General features: G+C 35.8%; 20 protein-coding genes. 17 read left to right on the forward strand and 3 right to left on the reverse strand.

Features of this window, described 5'->3' with window-relative positions; translation table 11 throughout:
* Position 1 precedes the first annotated feature (1 nt).
* On the forward strand, positions 2–1,042 hold the full coding sequence (locus tag ZA07_RS15105) for a sensor histidine kinase (RefSeq protein ID WP_053972602.1): 1,041 nt from the start codon (positions 2–4) through the stop codon (positions 1,040–1,042).
* Positions 1,035–1,781: a LytTR family DNA-binding domain-containing protein gene (locus ZA07_RS15110; protein ID WP_053972603.1), complete on the forward strand. Its 747-nt coding sequence runs from the start codon at positions 1,035–1,037 to the stop codon at positions 1,779–1,781. The genes ZA07_RS15105 and ZA07_RS15110 overlap by 8 nt, the downstream gene beginning before the upstream one ends.
* Here the strand turns inward: ZA07_RS15110 and ZA07_RS15115 are convergent.
* Positions 1,776–2,153 (reverse strand): helix-turn-helix domain-containing protein, encoded by a 378-nt coding sequence (locus ZA07_RS15115; RefSeq protein WP_053972604.1) that lies wholly within the window; start codon positions 2,151–2,153, stop codon positions 1,776–1,778. The two genes, ZA07_RS15110 and ZA07_RS15115, sit on opposite strands and share 6 nt — an antisense overlap.
* A 144-nt stretch (positions 2,154–2,297) precedes the next feature.
* Here ZA07_RS15115 and ZA07_RS15120 point away from each other — a divergent pair, with 144 nt between their 5' ends.
* The 12 genes from ZA07_RS15120 to scpA all read left to right on the forward strand — a co-directional run bounded on the left by ZA07_RS15120 (position 2,298) and on the right by scpA (position 13,616).
* Positions 2,298–3,170: an SDR family oxidoreductase gene (locus ZA07_RS15120; RefSeq protein WP_053972605.1), complete on the forward strand. Its 873-nt coding sequence runs from the start codon at positions 2,298–2,300 to the stop codon at positions 3,168–3,170.
* A 31-nt stretch (positions 3,171–3,201) separates the two neighbouring features.
* A complete protein-coding gene (gene ygiD / locus ZA07_RS15125; protein ID WP_369793540.1) occupies positions 3,202–3,858 on the forward strand; it encodes a 4,5-DOPA dioxygenase extradiol in 657 nt (218 codons plus the stop codon).
* The gene (locus ZA07_RS16380; protein ID WP_369793541.1) at positions 3,859–4,029 is read left to right on the forward strand and encodes a hypothetical protein; all 171 of its coding nucleotides are present in this window, start codon (positions 3,859–3,861) and stop codon (positions 4,027–4,029) included.
* Between the two features lie 109 nt (positions 4,030–4,138).
* Positions 4,139–4,927 carry a glucose 1-dehydrogenase gene (locus ZA07_RS15130; protein WP_053972606.1) on the forward strand — a complete coding sequence of 263 codons (789 nt, stop codon included), beginning with the start codon at positions 4,139–4,141 and terminating at the stop codon, positions 4,925–4,927.
* Positions 4,914–5,225: a DUF3861 domain-containing protein gene (locus tag ZA07_RS15135; RefSeq protein ID WP_231628693.1), complete on the forward strand. Its 312-nt coding sequence runs from the start codon at positions 4,914–4,916 to the stop codon at positions 5,223–5,225. Before ZA07_RS15130 ends, ZA07_RS15135 begins: the two co-directional genes overlap by 14 nt.
* A gap of 224 nt (positions 5,226–5,449) precedes the next feature.
* Positions 5,450–5,857 carry a methylmalonyl-CoA epimerase gene (gene mce / locus ZA07_RS15140; protein WP_053972607.1) on the forward strand — a complete coding sequence of 136 codons (408 nt, stop codon included), beginning with the start codon at positions 5,450–5,452 and terminating at the stop codon, positions 5,855–5,857.
* A gap of 31 nt (positions 5,858–5,888) precedes the next feature.
* The gene (locus ZA07_RS15145) at positions 5,889–7,448 is read left to right on the forward strand and encodes an acyl-CoA carboxylase subunit beta (protein WP_053972608.1); all 1,560 of its coding nucleotides are present in this window, start codon (positions 5,889–5,891) and stop codon (positions 7,446–7,448) included.
* Entirely contained in the window at positions 7,448–7,810 is a 363-nt protein-coding gene (locus ZA07_RS15150; protein WP_053972609.1) for an OadG family transporter subunit, read from the forward strand. Before ZA07_RS15145 ends, ZA07_RS15150 begins: the two co-directional genes overlap by 1 nt.
* Before the next feature lie 27 nt (positions 7,811–7,837).
* On the forward strand, positions 7,838–8,260 hold the full coding sequence (locus ZA07_RS15155; RefSeq protein ID WP_053972610.1) for a biotin/lipoyl-containing protein: 423 nt from the start codon (positions 7,838–7,840) through the stop codon (positions 8,258–8,260).
* A 52-nt stretch (positions 8,261–8,312) separates the two neighbouring features.
* Positions 8,313–9,632 carry a sodium ion-translocating decarboxylase subunit beta gene (locus ZA07_RS15160; protein WP_053972611.1) on the forward strand — a complete coding sequence of 440 codons (1,320 nt, stop codon included), beginning with the start codon at positions 8,313–8,315 and terminating at the stop codon, positions 9,630–9,632.
* A gap of 40 nt (positions 9,633–9,672) precedes the next feature.
* A complete protein-coding gene (locus tag ZA07_RS15165; RefSeq protein WP_053972612.1) occupies positions 9,673–11,487 on the forward strand; it encodes a methylmalonyl-CoA mutase family protein in 1,815 nt (604 codons plus the stop codon).
* Positions 11,484–13,616, forward strand: a complete 2,133-nt coding sequence (gene scpA / locus ZA07_RS15170) for a methylmalonyl-CoA mutase (RefSeq protein ID WP_053972613.1) — start codon at positions 11,484–11,486, stop codon at positions 13,614–13,616. The genes ZA07_RS15165 and scpA overlap by 4 nt, the downstream gene beginning before the upstream one ends.
* A gap of 56 nt (positions 13,617–13,672) precedes the next feature.
* On the opposite strand, the gene meaB is transcribed toward scpA, so the two are convergent.
* Positions 13,673–14,677, reverse strand: a complete 1,005-nt coding sequence (gene meaB / locus ZA07_RS15175; protein ID WP_053972614.1) for a methylmalonyl Co-A mutase-associated GTPase MeaB — start codon at positions 14,675–14,677, stop codon at positions 13,673–13,675.
* Between the two features lie 192 nt (positions 14,678–14,869).
* Here meaB and menD point away from each other — a divergent pair, with 192 nt between their 5' ends.
* From menD to ZA07_RS15190, 3 genes are all read left to right on the forward strand, one after another.
* Positions 14,870–16,630 carry a 2-succinyl-5-enolpyruvyl-6-hydroxy-3-cyclohexene-1-carboxylic-acid synthase gene (gene menD / locus ZA07_RS15180; RefSeq protein ID WP_053972615.1) on the forward strand — a complete coding sequence of 587 codons (1,761 nt, stop codon included), beginning with the start codon at positions 14,870–14,872 and terminating at the stop codon, positions 16,628–16,630.
* An 81-nt stretch (positions 16,631–16,711) separates the two neighbouring features.
* A complete protein-coding gene (locus tag ZA07_RS15185; protein WP_053972616.1) occupies positions 16,712–17,050 on the forward strand; it encodes a DUF2853 family protein in 339 nt (112 codons plus the stop codon).
* Between the two features lie 86 nt (positions 17,051–17,136).
* Positions 17,137–17,967 carry a S1 RNA-binding domain-containing protein gene (locus tag ZA07_RS15190; RefSeq protein ID WP_053972617.1) on the forward strand — a complete coding sequence of 277 codons (831 nt, stop codon included), beginning with the start codon at positions 17,137–17,139 and terminating at the stop codon, positions 17,965–17,967.
* Here ZA07_RS15190 and ZA07_RS15195 read toward each other — a convergent pair.
* Positions 17,939–18,397, reverse strand: coding sequence for a hypothetical protein (locus ZA07_RS15195; RefSeq protein WP_053972618.1), 459 nt, complete (start codon positions 18,395–18,397; stop codon positions 17,939–17,941). The genes ZA07_RS15190 and ZA07_RS15195 overlap by 29 nt on opposite strands.
* Positions 18,398–18,447 lie beyond the last annotated feature (50 nt).

Genomic DNA, 18,447 nt, shown 5'->3' on the forward strand with positions numbered 1-18,447 from the left:
TATGAATATCAATATTAAGAATAAAGGCATTACCATTTTTTTTCATGCTTTGGTATGGGTGGTTTTGTTTAGCTTTCCATATTTGCTATCATCCGGTCAAGATCAAGTCTTGATGCGGGTGATTGCACATTCGTGGGTACCTTTATTGATGTATGCTGCTCTATTTTATGTCAACTATTTGATTTTAGTTGAGAATTTCTTTTACAAGAGGAAAATAGTCTGGTTTTTACTAATTAATGCAGGTTTAATAGCCTTGTGTATTTGGTCTAGGAGTCTCGTTAATGATCTATTTTTTCAAGATATATTCCCGAAAATGTCGGAAAAAAATGCGCCTCCAAAAACGTTGTTTATTTATGTTCAAATTTTATCATTTCTAATTCCTATTATATTCTCTTTAGCATTGAAAATGGCCGAACGCTATTTAAAAACGGAAGCCGATAGACAAGAAGCCGAAAAGATCAAATTAGAATCAGAATTACAGCATTTAAAATATCAATTGCAGCCTCATTTCTTTTTTAATTCTTTAAATAACATTTATTCGTTGGTTGATATCTCTCCAGATAAGGCAAAATCTACCATACATAGCCTAAGTAAATTGATGCGCTATTTGTTGTATGAAACCAATGTTGAAAGAGTCACTTTAAATAAAGAAATTCAGTTTATTGAAAAGTACATTGAGTTGATGAAATTGAGATTGACAGATAGAACAAAAGTATCCTATCAATTTCCAGAGGTGTCTCATGATGTACAAATAGCACCATTATTATTTATTTCATTGGTTGAAAATGCTTTTAAACATGGCGTGTCTTCAAGTGAAGAGAGTCGCATTCATTTTGAAATGCACTTGAAGAATGATAAGATCATTTTTGAAACCACAAACCGTGATTTCCCTAAAACAGATATGGATAAAAGTGGTTCAGGTATTGGACTTTTAAATATAGAAAAGCGTTTGAGATTATTGTATCCCAATAAATATACATTTCGCCATGGGGCAGAAAAGAACCTGTTTAAAGTTAAATTAATGATTGATTTGAATGACTGATTTCAAGTTAAATTGCGTGGTTGTTGATGATGAACCAATGGCGTTACAATTGGTTGAAAGCTATGTAACAAAGACGCCATTTTTACAGCTTCAAAAATCGTGTAGTAATGCTATAGAGGCAATGAATTATGTGTCAGAACATCCAGTAGATGTCCTTTTTTTAGATATCCAAATGCCCGACCTAACTGGGATTGAATTATCCAAAATGATACCAAAAAAAACAAAAGTGATATTTACGACGGCCTTCGATCAATATGCTTTAGAAGGATTTAAAGTTGATGCCTTAGATTACTTATTAAAACCTTTTGATTATTCTGAATTTCTGGTAGCAGCAAATAAAGCAAAGGATTGGTTCAACTTAGTTAAAAAAAGTGAGGAAAATAGAAATATTGTTCAAGGGCAAGAGGTAACAACTAAAGAGTTTTTATTTGTTAAATCAGAGTATAAGCAACTTAAAATTAAACTTGATGATGTCTTATACTTTGAAGGATTAAAAGATTATATCAAGATTTGGTTAAAAAACGAACCCAAACCTATCCTTACCTTAATGAGTTTGAAATCCTTAGAAAACGAACTCCCTGAAAGTGATTTTATGCGTGTACACAGGTCGTTTATAGTATCCTTGAAAAATATCGATGTGATAGAGCGCAGTCAAATCATTATCAATCAACAACGCATCACGGTTTCCGAACAGTATAAGTCCAAGTTCTTTGAGTTCATCAATAACAATTCTTTATGATTGAATTTTTTCTTGGTAAGCTTCCCGATTTTTTAAAATTGTTGCCAAGTGCTGCTTTGACCAATCTGATAAGGCATCTACATAAGGAATTAGACTTTTTCCCAAATCGGTTAGTCTATATTCTACCTTAGGGGGTATTTGTGGATACACTTTTCTATTGACCAATCCATCTGCTTCCAAATTTTTTAAAGATACCGAAAGCATTTTTTGAGATATATCACCAATGGCTTGATGTATTTCATTAAAACGCAAGACCTCCTGCTGTTCCAAAACCATTAAAATGAGAAGTGACCATTTATCACCTATGCGATCTAAAATGTTTCTTACGGGGCAATTTGATGATTCACTAAAATTAACAAATTCTTTATTCATGATAATCAACTGGTTTTTAATAATACTAACTTTTAGGTAAGTATTTGATGTTCAGGTGCGTTCTTGTTTAAAAGAAACTTACTTTTTATCTTTGACTAACCAAAAGTAAGTAAATATATTTAATAAACTATAAAAAGAATACAAATGATATTAATTACAGGGGCCAGTGGCCATTTAGGAGCAGCAGTTGTTAATGAACTTTTAAATAGAGTAGAAGCATCTCAAATGGCAGTTTTGTCAAGAAACGTTGAAAAAGTCAATAAATTTAAGGAATTGGGTGTAGAAGTAAGACAGGGCGATTATGATGATTATGATTCTCTTGTCAAGGCTTTTAAAGGAGTTGATTCTCTTTATTTTGTATCTGGAAATGATATTGCCTCAAGAATGAAACAACATGAAAATGTGGTTAAAGCGGCTAAAGAAGCAGAATTAAAACATATTGTTTATACAAGTTTTCAACGCCAAACAGACGAATTGGATTCAATCATTCAATTTGTTGCCGAATCACATATTAAAACAGAAGACCTTATAAGGGAGTCTGGAATACCTTATACCATTTTAAAACACGGTTTGTATCTTGAGGTAATACCACTTTTTATAGGTGACAATGTTTTGGAAACTCAAACGCTATTTTTACCAGCAGATGAAGGTAAGGTTTCTTTTGCATCTAGGGCAGATATGGCTCAAGGGGCTGCTATTATTCTTTCAACAAGTGGTCATGAAGGTAAAACCTATGAGTTTGGAGGAGAGTTATCTTATGGAATGAAAGATGTAGCCGAGATTTTATCTAAGTTATCTGGAAAGGATATCTCGTATGTAAGTCCAACGATAGAAGACTTTGTTAATGCTTTAAGCGAAGCAGGAGTTCCTCAAGGTGCTATTGATGTGACAGTTGGATTCAGCCAAGGTATTGCCGCGGGTGAATTTGATCAACCTACAACCACTTTAAAGGATATTTTAGGACATGAGTTATTATCGCTTTCTACCTTTCTTGAAGCAACATTTATTGGTGAATAATCCATAAATTGTATCATCTATAATTCATCCAATGACAACCAAAGACCTTAAAAACTGGCAGAGCGCCTTACCCTATAAAGACACGACTCAACCTGTGTTATTTATAGGACATGGTTCTCCCATGAACGCCATTCAAGACAATCAGTTTACCAAACAATGGAACCAATTAGGAGAATCATTAGAACCTCCAGTCGCCATATTGTGTATTTCAGCACATTGGTTGACCAATGGTACTTTTGTGACTAACATGGAAGCTCCTAGAACTATTCATGATTTTGGCGGATTTCCCCAACAGCTTTTTGAAGTAGAATATCCAGTAAAAGGAAAACCAACTTTGGCAGAGGAGATTAAACATCATTTAACGTCTACTCATGTAGGTTTGGATGAAGAATGGGGATTAGACCATGGGGCGTGGAGTGTCATTAAACATATGTACCCTAAAGCCAATATTCCAGTTGTGCAATTGAGCATCAATTATTTTAAGCCGCCAGAATACCATTATGAATTAGCGCAACAGCTTTTGGATTTACGTAAAAAAGGTGTGTTGATAGTAGGTAGCGGAAATATGGTTCATAATTTAAGAATGGTGGCTTGGGATAAAATGGAGGACACCTATGGTTATGACTGGACGTTAGAAATAAATGATATTTTCAAATCTAAAATCTTGGATGGAAATCATCAAGATTAAATGAATTATCAAAAACTGCATAAGAATATCGCTAAAGCAGTGCCCACTCCAGACCATTACTATCCTTTGCTATACACTTTGGGGTTGCAAACTAAAAATGACAGGATTGAATTTTTTAATGATCAGGCGGTAGCGGGTTCTTTAACCATGACATCCGTTAAAATTGGATAAATTTTATCTATCATTCCATAAATTTAAAAATACGTTAAAGCCTATAAATATTGATGCTTTCATAGTTATCGCTCGTAATTTTATAGGATAAAAATCAAAATATATACATATGAAAACTTTTAAAAATAAATCAATTATTATAACAGGAGCCGCGATGGGATTAGGTTATGCAACTGCAAAATTTTTAGCCGAAAAAGGAGCAGATCTTACCTTGGTGGATTTTAATAAAGAAACGCTAGAAGAAACAGCTAAGGAATTGAAGGATACATTCTCAATAAGAGTTGTTTCTGTTGTTGCAGATGTATCTAAAGAAGAAAGTGTAAAAGAATACGTAGCTAAGGCCAAAGAGGCTTTTGGTAAGATTGATGGATTCTATAATAATGCTGGAATTGAAGGTCGACAAGCCGATATGGTGGATTATGATCTAGACGTATTCAAAAAGGTGATTGATATCAACTTGATGGGTGTTTATTATGGTTTACGTTACGTACTTCCAGAATTGGTTGCCAATGGTGGTGGACGGATTGTAAACGTGGCCTCTGTAGGGGGAATTCGAGGGGTATTGAACCAAACACCTTATGTGGCTTCAAAACACGCTGTGGCTGGAATGACTAAAAATGCAGCCTTAGAATATGGTAAGCACCAAATTTTCACTAATGCCATTGCACCTGGGGCAATTTTAACACCTATGGTTGCTGAGGCTTTTAAACAGGTTAATCCAGATGATCCAAAAGCAGCGGAAGCAGATTATGCACAAAGAAATCCAACCAGACGATTAGGTAAACCTGAGGAAGTTGCAAGTTTGGTAGCCTATTTGTTAAGTGATGACTGTAATTATGTCAACGGTCAGGTAATAGCCATAGATGGTGGTGAATCTAATATGTATGGTAACGCCTAAGGTAATGGGTAAGAAAGCCAATCACTATAGATTAACAATGGAGGAGGTGATTTTAAAAGATCCCAATGAACCTCTTAAAGATCCGATCACTTTGGAATTTGATAATCATGATGACATTTTTAAAATTATGGATATCGTCAAACAAAAGCAGTTGTTTGAAAGTGAAAGTCAGGCTCAAGAATTTGCCTTAGGACTTAAGCTTTTTAGTGAAGTGATGCTAAAAAATAGAAACCATCCAATTTTTGAATCATTTTATCCAGCGTTTAGTGCTTTTATGAAGACACTAAAAAGTCAATGATTCATATTCAAACTTATTTTAAAAGGAGCCAAATTGGCTCCTTTTTTTTTATCAATTCCATTGATTTTTATAAATCGTATTGAAAACATAATTAAGATTTTATAAAAATTATAAACTAAATCGATTTCGTTTTCCGGGAAAAATTTGAACATGATTTTTATCATGAAACCCTCTTTACAACTACTCTAACTTTGATGTATAATAATGATTAATCATTTTAAGTCATGAATATTTCGCACATAGAACACATTGGAATTGCGGTAGATAACTTGGAAGAATCCATTCAATATTATGAAAATGTATTGGGGTTAACATGCTACTCTATTGAAGAGGTAAAGGATCAAAAAGTAAAGACGGCTTTCTTTCTGGTTGGTGATACTAAAATTGAATTATTGGAAAGCACTTCACCTGATGGTCCAATAGGAAAATACATTGAAAAAAGAGGGCCTGGAATACATCACTTAGCTTTTGCTGTGGATAGTGCTAATAAAGCCTTAAAACAAGCGGAGGAACGTGGAGTGAGATTGATAGATGCCCAATCTAGAAAAGGTGCAGAAGGACTTAATATTGGCTTTCTTCATCCAAAGTCAACAAACGGCGTTCTAACAGAACTTTGCTCCAAAGAGCTATAATAAGATAAATAATTTATAAAGTTTGGAACTTATGACAACGCAAGATAAAATCAACGAACTTATAGAAAAACGTGCTAAAGCACGATTGGGTGGAGGTGAAAAGAGAATTGATTCACAACATGCTAAAGGAAAATTAACAGCAAGAGAAAGAATAGAAATTCTTTTGGATGATGATAGCTTTGAAGAGTTTGACATGTTTGTTACCCATAGAACGAAATCATTTGGGTTGGATAAACAAATATTTCTTTCAGATGGTGTGGTAACAGGTCACGGTACCATAGATGGTAGAATTGTCTACGTATTTGGACAAGATTTTACCGTTTTTGGAGGATCACTTTCTGAAACCTACGCTTTGAAGATTTGTAAAATTATGGATATGGCCATGAAGGTAGGTGCACCTGTTATTGGGCTTAACGATAGTGGAGGGGCACGTATTCAAGAAGGAGTGAGATCTTTGGCTGGTTATGCTGAGATATTCCAGCGTAACATTATGGCTTCGGGAGTGATTCCTCAAATATCTTCAATATTAGGGCCTTGTGCTGGTGGAGCAGTTTATTCTCCTGCATTAACCGATTTTACCATCATGACAGACCAAACCAGTTATATGTTTGTAACTGGGCCTAAAGTAGTACAATCGGTAACAGGTGAAAATGTTACCACTGAACAGTTGGGAGGGGCAAATATCCATTCTACAAAATCGGGGGTTTCTCACTTTTTAGCTGAAAATGACGAAGAAAATTTATTGTTGATAAGAAAGCTTCTTAGCTACATGCCTTCAAATAATTTGGAAGATCCACCAATAATTTCAACGTCTGATCCAATAGATAGATTGGATGATGTCTTAAATACCATCATACCTGAAAATCCGAATCAACCTTATGACATTTTGGATGTGATCAGCACAATTACCGACAATGGGGAATTTTTAGAGGTTCACAGAAACTATGCTAAAAACATTGTTGTTGGGTTTGCAAGATTTAATGGCCGTTCCGTAGGAGTCGTTGCAAACCAACCTAAATTTTATGCTGGAGTTTTAGATACAGAAGCTTCTAGAAAGGCAGCGCGTTTTGTTCGTTTTTGTGACGCTTTCAACATACCATTGGTTACTTTAGTTGATGTCCCTGGATTTTTACCAGGAACAGGTCAGGAATATGCTGGAATTATTCTGCACGGAGCGAAACTGTTGTTTGCTTATGGTGAGGCAACAGTGCCGAAAGTAACCATTACCTTAAGGAAATCTTACGGAGGTGCCCATGATGTAATGAGCTGTAAACAACTCCGGGGAGATTTAAACTATGCCTGGCCAACTGCAGAAATAGCAGTAATGGGAGCGAAAGGAGCGGTGGAAGTTTTGGAAGGTTCCAATATCAGAAAAATTGAAGATGATGATGAGAAGCAACATTATATCGAGGAAAAAGAAAACGAATATACCGCCAAATTTGCCAACCCTTATGTGGCAGCCAAATATGGTTTTATAGACGATGTGATTGAGCCAAGAAATACAAGATTCCGAATTATTAGAGCCTTGGAACTATTAGCTAATAAGAAAGAGGTGAATCCACCTAAGAAACATTCAAATATTCCATTGTAATGAAAACGATCCTATTATATACCGATGTTTTGGATGAGGGATATATCATCCTGATGACAGGACTTTTGATTGTCTTTGGAGGACTACTATTACTTACGTTATTCTTTAAGTATGGATTGCCTTTTATGCTTTATATCTATAAGTTGATTACTAAAGGCCCAGACAAGAAGGTTACAGAAATTTCGCCAACAGTCAATGAAAATTTCACCGGGGAAATTGCAGCAGCTATTTCGGTGGCAGTACATATGTATCTCGATGAACAGCATGACAATGAAAATGCCATACTTACCATTAAGCAAGCCAGGAAAATGTATTCACCATGGAGCTCAAAAATTTATGGTGCCTATAACAATAGATTTTAACCCATTTATTTAGAAAATCTAAAGATCATGAAAAATTTCACATTCAATATAAACGAGAATAGCTACAGTGTTAGAATCTTATCGCAAGAAGATAACACCATCGAGTTAGAAGTCAACGGAACAAATTACTTGGTGAAAATGAAGGAAGAAATAAAAAGCAGGAAGACACCTACTTTAGTGCGTAAACCTTCAACAACAGCACCAGTTGAGCCAGTTAAGGTCAATCCAAGTTCTTCAAAAACAACCATTACCGCACCTATTCCAGGTGTTGTGTTATCTCTTAAAGTTCAGGTTGGAGATACAATTAAAGCCAATGATTCCTTGATGATTTTGGAAGCCATGAAAATGGAAAACAATATCGTATCAGAAAAATCAGGAACCGTTACTGCTATTAATGTAAAACCTGGTCAGCAAGTATTACAAGGAGAAGTAATGATAGAGATTGAATAGAATTGAGAATGCTTATTGTCTTTACGGCTAATTAAGCGTAAAAAACTACACAATGAAAAAAATATTATTGATAATAGGTGTAATCTCCCTTCTCATCTCAATGAGACCTATTTTGGGGTTGACTTCAGCTTCAAATACAGTGGAAACTACTGCTGTGACAAGTATAACAGAGGACGAGCAGGAGGATAGTTTTATTTCAGAAGGAATTAGTGGTGTTAAACAGTTTTTAAGTTATACGGGTTTTGCTAATGCCCAAGCGGGTAATATCATTATGATCGTAATTGGAATTGTTTTCATTTACTTGGGAATTAAATTTGACTATGAACCCCTTTTACTGATTCCGATTGGAGTAGGGGTGATTATAGGGAATATTCCATTTGTTGCAGGGAATCAAACCGGGATTTATGAAACAGGATCTGTTTTGAATTACCTTTACTTTGGGGTGGTTAAGGGAATTTATCCTCCTTTAATTTTCTTAGGGATAGGTGCTATGACCGATTTCTCATCGTTAATTGCCAATCCGAAATTAATGCTTTTGGGGGCTGCGGCGCAAATAGGGGTTTTTGGAACCTTTTTGGGAGCGCTATATTTAGGTTTTAATTTACCCGAGGCAGGAGCGATAGGAATCATTGGTGGGGCTGATGGTCCAACAGCGATTTTCTTATCATCTAAATTGGCCAATGGTGTGAATCTTTTACCAGATGGGACAACGGTTAAAAACCTAATTGGTCCTATTGCCATTGCAGCCTATTCTTATATGGCATTGGTACCAGTCATTCAACCTCCAATCATGAAGTTGTTGACTACCAAAAATGAACGACTCATTAGAATGAAACCACCAAGAGCAGTTTCTCAAAAAGAAAAAATGATTTTTCCTGTTGTTGCCTTATTATTGACTACCTTTATCTCACCAAGTTCATTACCATTATTGGGAATGTTGTTCTTTGGAAATTTGTTGAAGGAATCTGGTAGAACAGAACGTCTAGCAGAGACTGCAAGGACCAAAATGATAGACATCGTAACCATTCTTTTGGGTGTGACCGTGGGAGCTTCTACCCAAGCAGATATTTTTATCACCAAGGACTCTATGTTGATCTTTGGGTTGGGAGCTATTTCCTTTGTTATAGCCACTATGGGAGGTCTTATTTTTGCTAAATTCATGAATTTGTTCCTTAAGGGAGATAACAAAATAAATCCTTTAATAGGAGCTTCAGGAGTTTCTGCTGTTCCAGATAGTGCAAGGGTGGTACATGCTGAAGGTTTAAAAGCAGATCCTAAGAATTATTTACTAATGCATGCTATGGCCCCAAATGTGGCTGGAGTTATTGGATCAGCCATTGCGGCAGGTATTATTCTAAGCTTTTTAGGCTAACATTATTTTAAAGTATAAAGTAAATTGTAATACATTTTGTATGAGTACTCAGAATAAATCACTTTTTTCAAATTTCAGTCCTACCTCCAAGCAGGAATGGAAAGATAAAGTGGACACCGATTTAAAAGGTGTGGATTTTAATAAATTGATTTGGAAGAATTTTAACGGTCTAAATTTTCAACCGTTTTATAATTCAGAAGATGGTATAGAGAGTTTGCCAAATACGGGCCTTAATTCTCAAGACTTAGTTAACTTTAGAAGTATTAAAGTAAACACTTCAGAAGAAGGGAACCAGTTGGCAAAACTGGCCATAAATGAAGGGGTGAATGGTTTGTTGTTTGAAATTGATGGTAAAATTCAGGTCGAAGCCCTTTTAAATGGCGTCGATCTCAATAAAGTTGCCATAAGTTTTTTAATTCAATTTGATCAAATAGACTTTGCCAAATCCTTTTTGATTTATGCAGTTTCAACATTGAAGCAAAAGGAAAACTTAAAAGGTTATTTTGACTTTAGAGGTATTTCAAATTATGTCACAAATGGTTCTTTAAATAAAGCTTTTTTTGACAATTCTGTGGAATTATTGAAACTTACGGGAGCTTTCCCAAACTTTAAAGCATTTACTATTACTGGGGCTTCTTATTTGGATTCAGGTTCCAACCAAGTGCAAGAGGTTGCCTATTCATTAAATTCATTGGTATTTGTTGTTGAAAAATTGTTGGAAAAAGGTGTTGACGCCAACCAAATTTTTCAAGGCTTACATGTGGAATTGGCGATAGGGTCAGAGTATTTTATAGAGATAGCTAAGTTTAGAGCCTTTCATAGTCTTTTAAATTTGCTGGCCAATGAATATGGAGTTACAGATTTTAATCCATTTATAACGGCTAAAACTTCAGTTTGGAGTAAATCGGTTACAGATGCCCATACCAATTTGTTGAGAGCTACTACTGAGGCTATGTCTGCAATTCTTGGTAATGTTGATGGTGTTTTAGTGGATCCCTATGATAAAGAATTCAATGAAGCATCACAATTCTCAAATCGTATAGCAGGAAATATTGCCACCATATTAAAAGAAGAATCCTATTTAGGAAAAGTGGCTAACCCGGTTGACGGATCTTATTATATTGAAGAAGCTACTCAAAAGATTGCTGAAAAAGCCTTGATTTTATTCAAGGAGGTTGAAGCTCAAGGAGGCTTTTTTGAAGCCTTTGAAAAAGGCTTGATTCAGGATCAAATTTCTGAAATAAGACAAGAAAAAATAAAATGGATTAGCCAAAGAAGGTTACCATTGGTAGGAGTCAATAAATATCCTAACCTTATGGAAACAATTTCTTCAGAAGTTTTATCCTCAGGAGCGTCTTCAGACCAAAAACTTTTAAAACCGAGAAGAGCATCGCTAGAAATAGAGGTTGTTAGAAAAGCAACTGAATTATTGGTAGAATCTATTGGTAAAAGACCTGTTATTGAGCTTTGTAGTTTTGGAAATTTAACCATGAGAAAGGCAAGAGCCGCTTTCTCCTATGATTTTCTAGGGGTGTCAGGATTTAAAGTTTTAGATGAGAAAAGTTATGAAACGGCTCAATCAGCAGCAGAAGCGAGTGCAGAATCTGATTCAGAGGTTGTTGTTATTTGCAGTTCCGATCCAGATTATCATGAAAGTGCCTTAAACTTTGTTGAAACTTTCCGAAGTAAGAATTCTGAAAAGGTCTTATTGTTGGCTGGAAATCCAGTAGATTTACTCGACCAATTAAAAGAAGCCGGACTCGATGGTTGTTTGCACATAAAGTCGGATGTCATTCAAACCTTAACAGCCATTCAGAATAAAGTTCAAGAACATTATAAATCTTTAGAAGTATGAGAAAAGATTTTTCAAATCTAACATTAGATACGGTAAAGACTTCAAATAAACCTCCAGTAGAGGATCAAGATATTTGGAATACCCCAGAAGGGATTCCTGTGAAGAAACATTTTTCAAAAGCAGATATTGAAGACGCAGAACACTTAGGGTTTGCGGCTGGTTTACCTCCGTTTACAAGAGGGCCATATAGCACAATGTACACCACAAGGCCATGGACCATTAGACAATATGCTGGTTTTTCAACGGCAGAAGAGTCTAATGCTTTCTATAGAAGAAATTTGGCTGCAGGTCAAAAGGGACTTTCTGTTGCCTTTGATTTAGCAACACACCGTGGGTATGATTCAGATCATCCAAGGGTGACTGGTGATGTAGGTAAAGCTGGTGTAGCCATTGATTCTATTTTGGATATGGAAGTGCTTTTTGACCAGATTCCATTGGATAAAATGTCGGTTTCCATGACCATGAATGGAGCTGTATTACCTGTGATGGCTTTTTATATAGCAGCGGCTAAAAAGCAAGGGGTGGCTTTAGATCAATTAAGTGGAACCATTCAGAATGATATTCTGAAAGAGTTTATGGTGCGTAACACTTACATTTATCCACCGCAACCATCTATGAGAATTATTGGGGATATTTTTGAATATACGACCAAATATATGCCTCGTTTTAATTCCATTTCCATTAGTGGATACCACATGCAAGAAGCAGGAGCAACAGCCGATATAGAATTGGCTTATACGTTGGCCGATGGATTGGAATACATTCGTACGGGATTGTCTTCCGGATTAAAAATCGATGATTTTGCGCCTAGATTGTCTTTCTTTTGGGCTATAGGGATGAATCATTTTATGGAAATTGCGAAAATGAGGGCGGCCAGAATGCTTTGGGCTAAGATCATTAAGCAGTTCAATCCGCAGAATCCAAAATCTATGGCATTGAGAACGCATAGCCAGACTTCTGGTTGGAGTTTGAGTGAACAAGATCCGTTCAACAATGTGGCAAGAACCTGTATTGAGGCGATGGCTGCTGGTTTGGGTGGTACACAGTCTTTACATACCAATGCATTGGATGAGGCTATCGCGTTGCCTACTGATTTCTCAGCTAGAATTGCACGAAACACACAAATTTATATACAAGAGGAAACACAGATTACTAAATCTGTAGATCCTTGGGCCGGTTCATATTATGTGGAATATTTGACTAAGGAAATTGCTAAAAAAGCGTGGAAGCTTATTGAGGAAGTAGAGGAATTGGGTGGTATGGCCAAAGCTATTGAAACCGGAGTTCCTAAAATGAGAATTGAGGAAGCAGCGGCCCGCAAACAGGCAAGATTGGATTCTGGTCAAGATATCTTGGTAGGTGTGAACAAATATCAAACGGACGAGAAGTCACAGATTGAAATCTTGGAAGTTGACAATTCAGCGGTTAGAAATTCACAAATTGAGCGACTTAAAAAGCTGAAAGCCAACAGAGATCAAAATGTGGTTGATGCCAAATTAAAAGCCTTATCTGCATGTGCAGAGAGTGGTAAGGGTAATTTATTGGAATTGGCCGTTGAGGCGGCAGAAAATTTCGCTACTTTAGGTGAAATATCTGATGCTTTGGAAGTTCATTTTGGACGTCACAAGGCTGATACGCAATTAATAAGTGGTGTGTATAGAAAAGAAGTGAAAAACGATAGCGTGTTTGAACAGGCTCAAAAGTTGGCAGATCATTTTGCTGAAATAGAAGGGCGTCGTCCTAGGGTTATGATTGCAAAAATGGGACAAGATGGTCACGACCGTGGTGCTAAAGTGGTTGCCTCAAGTTTTGCTGACTTGGGATTTGATGTCGATATGGGACCTTTGTTTCAAACACCAGAAGAAGTGGCAAAACAAGCTATAGAAAATGACGTACATTTCGTTGGTGCCTCCAGTTTAGCTGCTGGTCACAAGACATTGATTCCTCAATTGATAGAAGAATTAGAAAGATTGGGAAGACCAGATATTATGGTGTTTGCTGGTGGGGTGATTCCAGAACAGGATTACCAATACCTTCTAGATAGAAAGGTTGCTGCCATCTTTGGACCAGGTACTGTGATAGCCAAATCGGCTATTACCATCATGGAAAAATATTTGGAACAAGAATAATTTTCAATAAAACCTAAAAATTAAACCCGGTACTGAAAAGTATCGGGTTTTTTTTATTATAAAGATTTTTTGAAGCTATTCAATATAAGTTGTGCGGCCTCAACAGGAGATATATGAGAGTCTAGAACTTCTTTTTTCAATTGAATTAACTGTTCTGAAATCTCTGGGTTTCCATAGAAGAGTTGTTTGAGATCTTCATTGATGTTATCATACATCCAGCGCAATTTTTGATGATTTCGGTTTTTCTCAAAGTAGCCACTTTCTGTCACCTGTTGTTTGAATTTGAGGATTTCTTCCCAAATAGTTTCAATACCCATGCCTTTTAAAGCAGAAGCTTTGGTTACCACGGGTGTCCATCCAGATGCTGCAGGTGGAAATAAATGCAATGCATTTTGGTATTGAATTCGGGCTCTATCGCTTTGTTTTATATTGTCCCCATCGGCCTTATTAATAACAACCATGTCAGCCATTTCCATGATTCCCTTTTTGATCCCTTGGAGTTCATCACCAGCTCCAGCCAACATTAATAATAGGAAGAAATCTGTCATTCCATGCACCGCTGTTTCCGATTGACCAACACCTACGGTTTCAATTAAAATAATATCATAACCAGCAGCTTCACAAAGTAACATGCTTTCTGCTGTTTTATTGGCAACACCACCTAAGGTTTCTCCAGATGCTGAAGGTCTGATATAGGCTTCATCCATCCCGCTAAGTTCCTCCATTCGAGTTTTATCACCCAAAATACTCCCTTTAGAACGTTGGCTACTTGGGTCAATGCTCAAAATGGCAACCCGATGCCCGTTTTTAATCAAGAATTTTCCAAATGCTTCAATGAAGGTGCTTTTACCTACACCAGGGACTCCAGTAATCCCAATTCGGAGTGATTTTCCGGAAGCAGGCAAAATACCTTGAATGATTTTTTTTGCTAGCTTTTTGTCGCTTTCCAAGCTGCTTTCGATGATGGTAATGGCGCGAGACAGAATGACGCGATCTCCGTTTAAAATACCATTGATATATTCTTGGGCAGAAAGTCTGTTTTTAGGTTTGTATGCCTTCATTTTGGGATTTCATTAAGCCTTGTAAAGATACTGATAACCTCTGTAAACACCATATAATATGAGGGTCTTTTATAGGGTGTTCAAGGTGATTTATGAAATGTTTTATCGAAAAAGAATTATGAATAATTAGGCGTTATTTGTACCATTTGCCCCAAAGTTTCTGTAATTTTGTGCGACTATTTTTTCTATTACATGATTTATCCCAAAATCCCTTTAGCCCAAACAGTAATTCAACTTTGTAAGGCTAAAAATATTCAACATATTGTTATTTCACCCGGTAGCCGAAACGCACCTCTTACCATTGGTTTTACCAATGATCCTTTTTTTACTTGTTATAGTATCGTGGATGAGCGTTCAGCTGCTTTCTTTGCCATGGGAATTGCCCAAAAAATAACACATCCTGTAGCTGTAGTTTGTTCGTCGGGAAGTGCGTTATTAAATTATTATCCTGCCGTTGCAGAGGCTTTTTACAGTCATATTCCTTTGGTAGTTTTATCTGCAGATAGGCCCGATTATTTAATAGGAATTGGAGATGGACAGACCATCAATCAGGAAAATGTCTATGAAAATCATATTTTATATTCTGCTAATTTGAAAGTAAGCTCTGAAAAGAAACCAAAGCATTTGGATGAAACTGAGCCAGCTATAATCAAAAATATTGAAAGCAAACTGGAGCGATTATTGGGACTAAAACAAGCCATTCATGAAGAGAATGTAGATGAAATAAACATAGCTATTAATAAAAGTATATCGTTAGAAGGACCTGTTCATATCAACATTCCGTTTGAGGAACCTTTGTATTTAACCGAGGAGAAATTGAGTGTACAACCTGAGGTTGTTGAACTTGAAACAAAACCCAAAAGAATAGACCAATCTGAATTAAAGGGGCTTCTGGAAGATTGGAGTAATGCTTCAAAAAAAATGATTTTGGTTGGTGTAAATCAACCTAATAGTATTGAAGAAAAGTGGCTTGAAGAATTAGCTTCTGACCAAAGTGTTTTGGTATTTACCGAAACAACCTCAAACCTGCATCATCCCGAATTTTTTCCTAGTATCGATACTATTATTGCTCCTTTAGATGAGACAGAATTTCAAGAGTTACAACCCGATATTTTGGTGACTTTTGGAGGGCTGATCGTGTCGAAAAAAATAAAAGCATTTTTAAGAAATTACCAACCAAAACATCATTGGCATATTGATTTGCATCAAGCAAACGATACTTTTTTCTGTTTAGATAACCATTTAAAAACCACGCCGAATCATTTCTTTTCTGAGTTTCTACCAAAGTTGACACATTTTAAAAAGAGTAACTACAGGACTATTTGGAAGGAAGTAAAGAAAAAACGCTTGGAAAGGCATGATAGTTATCTTCAAGACATCCCTTTTTCTGATTTTAAGGCTTTTAATTGGGTATTAAATAAATTACCAAAGAAAAGTAGTTTACAGATTAGTAATAGTTCGGCAATCAGGTATTCCCAATTGTTCAATTTGGATGAAACTATAGATGTGTATTGCAATAGAGGAACTAGCGGCATTGATGGGTCAACAAGTACTGCTGTTGGTTTTTCTGTGGCTAATGATAGGCCAACCACTTTTATTACGGGTGATTTGGGATTCTTTTACGACAGTAATGCACTTTGGAATAATTACATTCCCAACCATTTTAGGATTATAGTAGTTAATAATGGCGGCGGCGGTATCTTTAGAATTCTTCCGGGGGAAAAGAATACTGATAACTTTGACACCTATTTTGAAACCAAGCATCAACTAAATGCCCAACATTTATGTGCCATGTATGGTTTGGATTATCATTCAGCTCAAGACGAAACCGAACTAAAAAACGAACTAGAAAGTTTCTATAGTGAATCAAATAAAACAAAGCTATTGGAAATTTTTACACCTCGAACTTTAAACGATGAGATTCTTCTGAATTACTTCAAGTATATTAAATAAATGTTACAAGTGTCATTTCCTTTTTGTTTGGGTTTTTAATAATGTAATTTTAAAGTTATTATCAATCTAAAAAATAATCAAATGAGTAAAAGAGATGAACTAATTGAAAAATATGCAGCCGATATTAAAGATAAAATTGGAGAAACTGCAGATATGGATCTTTTGACAAAAGTAACCATAGGTTTAGGCCCATCTATCTACAATGCTGATTCCTCAACGGTTTCTGGGTCTGATGCTTCGGAAGTTGAACGTGTTAAAACCAATTTTTTAATCAAGAAACTTGGTTTGAAAGATGGACCAGAATTAGATGAGGTAATAGCTAAAGTGATGGAACAATATGGTGTTTCAAATCGCAATAAATATCGAGCAGTAGTTTATTATTTATTGGTAAAACATTTTAATAAGGCTTCTATTTATTAGGGAGCGTTTATAAAATTAAGAAACGAGCGTCACAAGTTGTGGCGCTTTTTTATTTTCGGTAAGTTAATTCGTTATACCTTTGCCACATGATACACTTAGGAGAATTCAATACCCTCACTATATTAAGGGATACAGAGCCAGGATTGTTTTTAGGGGACCAAGAAGATAATGAAGTTCTTTTGCCTAACCGATATGTTCCTCAATCATTTGAAATAGGTGATGAAATAGAGGTGTTTGTTTATTTAGATAACGAAGAGAGAATTGTTGCTACCACCGATAAACCATATATCATTAAAAATCAATTTGGTCTTTTACGTTGTAATCAAGTGAATCAATACGGGGCCTTTTTAGATTGGGGTTTGGTCAAGGAATTGTTTTGTCCTTTTAAAGAACAAGTATTTAAAATGACAGCAGGTCATTATTATTTTGTTCATTGTTATCTCGATGAAAAGACCGATCGCTTGGTAGCTTCAAGCAAAACCAATAAGTTTCTGGACAATACCCAACTAACAGTTGAAAAGTTTCAGGAAGTAGATTTAATTGTTTCCCATCCTACAGATTTGGGAATGGTCGTGGTGGTTAACAACTTGCATTCGGGCTTAATTTATAAAGATGATTTATATGGTGATGTAGAGGTTGGTGATCGATTAAAGGGTTACGTGAAAAAGGTACGTAATGACAATAAACTGGATATTGTATTACAGCCGATAGGTTATAAAAATATTGAACCAAGTGCCCAAAAAGTTATGGATGTCTTAAATGATAACAGTGGTTTTTTACCACTTCACGATAAATCAAATCCAGAAGAAATAAAAGAATTATTGGAAATGAGTAAAAAGAGCTTCAAAAAGGCTGTCGGCTCATTGTACAAACAGCGATTGATTGAGATTAAGCCTGATGGAATTTATTTAGTCTAGGTATTTTATTAGTCAATTTAAATAGATTTAGCTGCTCCTGAACCCATTTTTCAGCAGATAATAAGGATTTAAACTGTTTTTTGTTGGGAAATGAACAAAAGTGGTTTTCAAGTTCTATAGCCTTTTCAGATTGCTTGGAGTAAGTCACTATAGCTCTTGCTACTAATCCGTTGGCGGCGTTATGTAATTTCTCAAGATCTAATAAATTGATGGAGAATGAATTTATTCTGTTGCAAATCATACCATATGGTCGGCCATCAGAAAAATGCTCCCGAATTGCGTAAATCAATTCTTGGCCATTTATAAGGTCGACATTTGCACCTTCATCCATTTCAGTAAGTAAGTAATTCTCAAAAAAATAAACAGTTCCAATACTCAATTTAAAACTGTTTTGAATATCGCTTTTTAAGGCGCTATTTTTAACGGTCATATTAGTTTAGCTAGTTAATCAAAAGGATTATAAAAGTAATATTTATCTTC

The sequence above is a fragment of the Mangrovimonas sp. ST2L15 genome, from assembly GCF_001280515.1.
Lineage (GTDB): Bacteria > Bacteroidota > Bacteroidia > Flavobacteriales > Flavobacteriaceae > Mangrovimonas > Mangrovimonas futianensis.

Bases quoted from the DNA above. Each gene is read 5' to 3' on its own strand.
- ZA07_RS15130 (WP_053972606.1), top strand. From the start codon at position 4,139: ATGAAAACTTTTAAAAATAAATCAATTATTATAACAGGAGCCGCGATG.
- ZA07_RS15160 (WP_053972611.1), top strand. From the start codon at position 8,313: ATGAAAAAAATATTATTGATAATAGGTGTAATCTCCCTTCTCATCTCA.
- ZA07_RS15150 (WP_053972609.1), top strand. From the start codon at position 7,448: ATGAAAACGATCCTATTATATACCGATGTTTTGGATGAGGGATATATC.
- mce (WP_053972607.1), top strand. From the start codon at position 5,450: ATGAATATTTCGCACATAGAACACATTGGAATTGCGGTAGATAACTTG.
- ZA07_RS15105 (WP_053972602.1), top strand. From the start codon at position 2: ATGAATATCAATATTAAGAATAAAGGCATTACCATTTTTTTTCATGCT.
- ZA07_RS15110 (WP_053972603.1), top strand. From the start codon at position 1,035: ATGACTGATTTCAAGTTAAATTGCGTGGTTGTTGATGATGAACCAATG.
- ZA07_RS15165 (WP_053972612.1), top strand. From the start codon at position 9,673: ATGAGTACTCAGAATAAATCACTTTTTTCAAATTTCAGTCCTACCTCC.
- ZA07_RS15185 (WP_053972616.1), top strand. From the start codon at position 16,712: ATGAGTAAAAGAGATGAACTAATTGAAAAATATGCAGCCGATATTAAA.
- ZA07_RS15190 (WP_053972617.1), top strand. From the start codon at position 17,137: ATGATACACTTAGGAGAATTCAATACCCTCACTATATTAAGGGATACA.
- meaB (WP_053972614.1), bottom strand. From the start codon at position 14,677: ATGAAGGCATACAAACCTAAAAACAGACTTTCTGCCCAAGAATATATC.
- ZA07_RS15115 (WP_053972604.1), bottom strand. From the start codon at position 2,153: ATGAATAAAGAATTTGTTAATTTTAGTGAATCATCAAATTGCCCCGTA.
- scpA (WP_053972613.1), top strand. From the start codon at position 11,484: ATGAGAAAAGATTTTTCAAATCTAACATTAGATACGGTAAAGACTTCA.
- ZA07_RS15155 (WP_053972610.1), top strand. From the start codon at position 7,838: ATGAAAAATTTCACATTCAATATAAACGAGAATAGCTACAGTGTTAGA.
- ZA07_RS15145 (WP_053972608.1), top strand. From the start codon at position 5,889: ATGACAACGCAAGATAAAATCAACGAACTTATAGAAAAACGTGCTAAA.
- ZA07_RS15135 (WP_231628693.1), top strand. From the start codon at position 4,914: ATGGTAACGCCTAAGGTAATGGGTAAGAAAGCCAATCACTATAGATTA.
- ZA07_RS15195 (WP_053972618.1), bottom strand. From the start codon at position 18,397: ATGACCGTTAAAAATAGCGCCTTAAAAAGCGATATTCAAAACAGTTTT.
- ZA07_RS16380 (WP_369793541.1), top strand. From the start codon at position 3,859: ATGAATTATCAAAAACTGCATAAGAATATCGCTAAAGCAGTGCCCACT.
- ygiD (WP_369793540.1), top strand. From the start codon at position 3,202: ATGACAACCAAAGACCTTAAAAACTGGCAGAGCGCCTTACCCTATAAA.
- ZA07_RS15120 (WP_053972605.1), top strand. From the start codon at position 2,298: ATGATATTAATTACAGGGGCCAGTGGCCATTTAGGAGCAGCAGTTGTT.
- menD (WP_053972615.1), top strand. From the start codon at position 14,870: ATGATTTATCCCAAAATCCCTTTAGCCCAAACAGTAATTCAACTTTGT.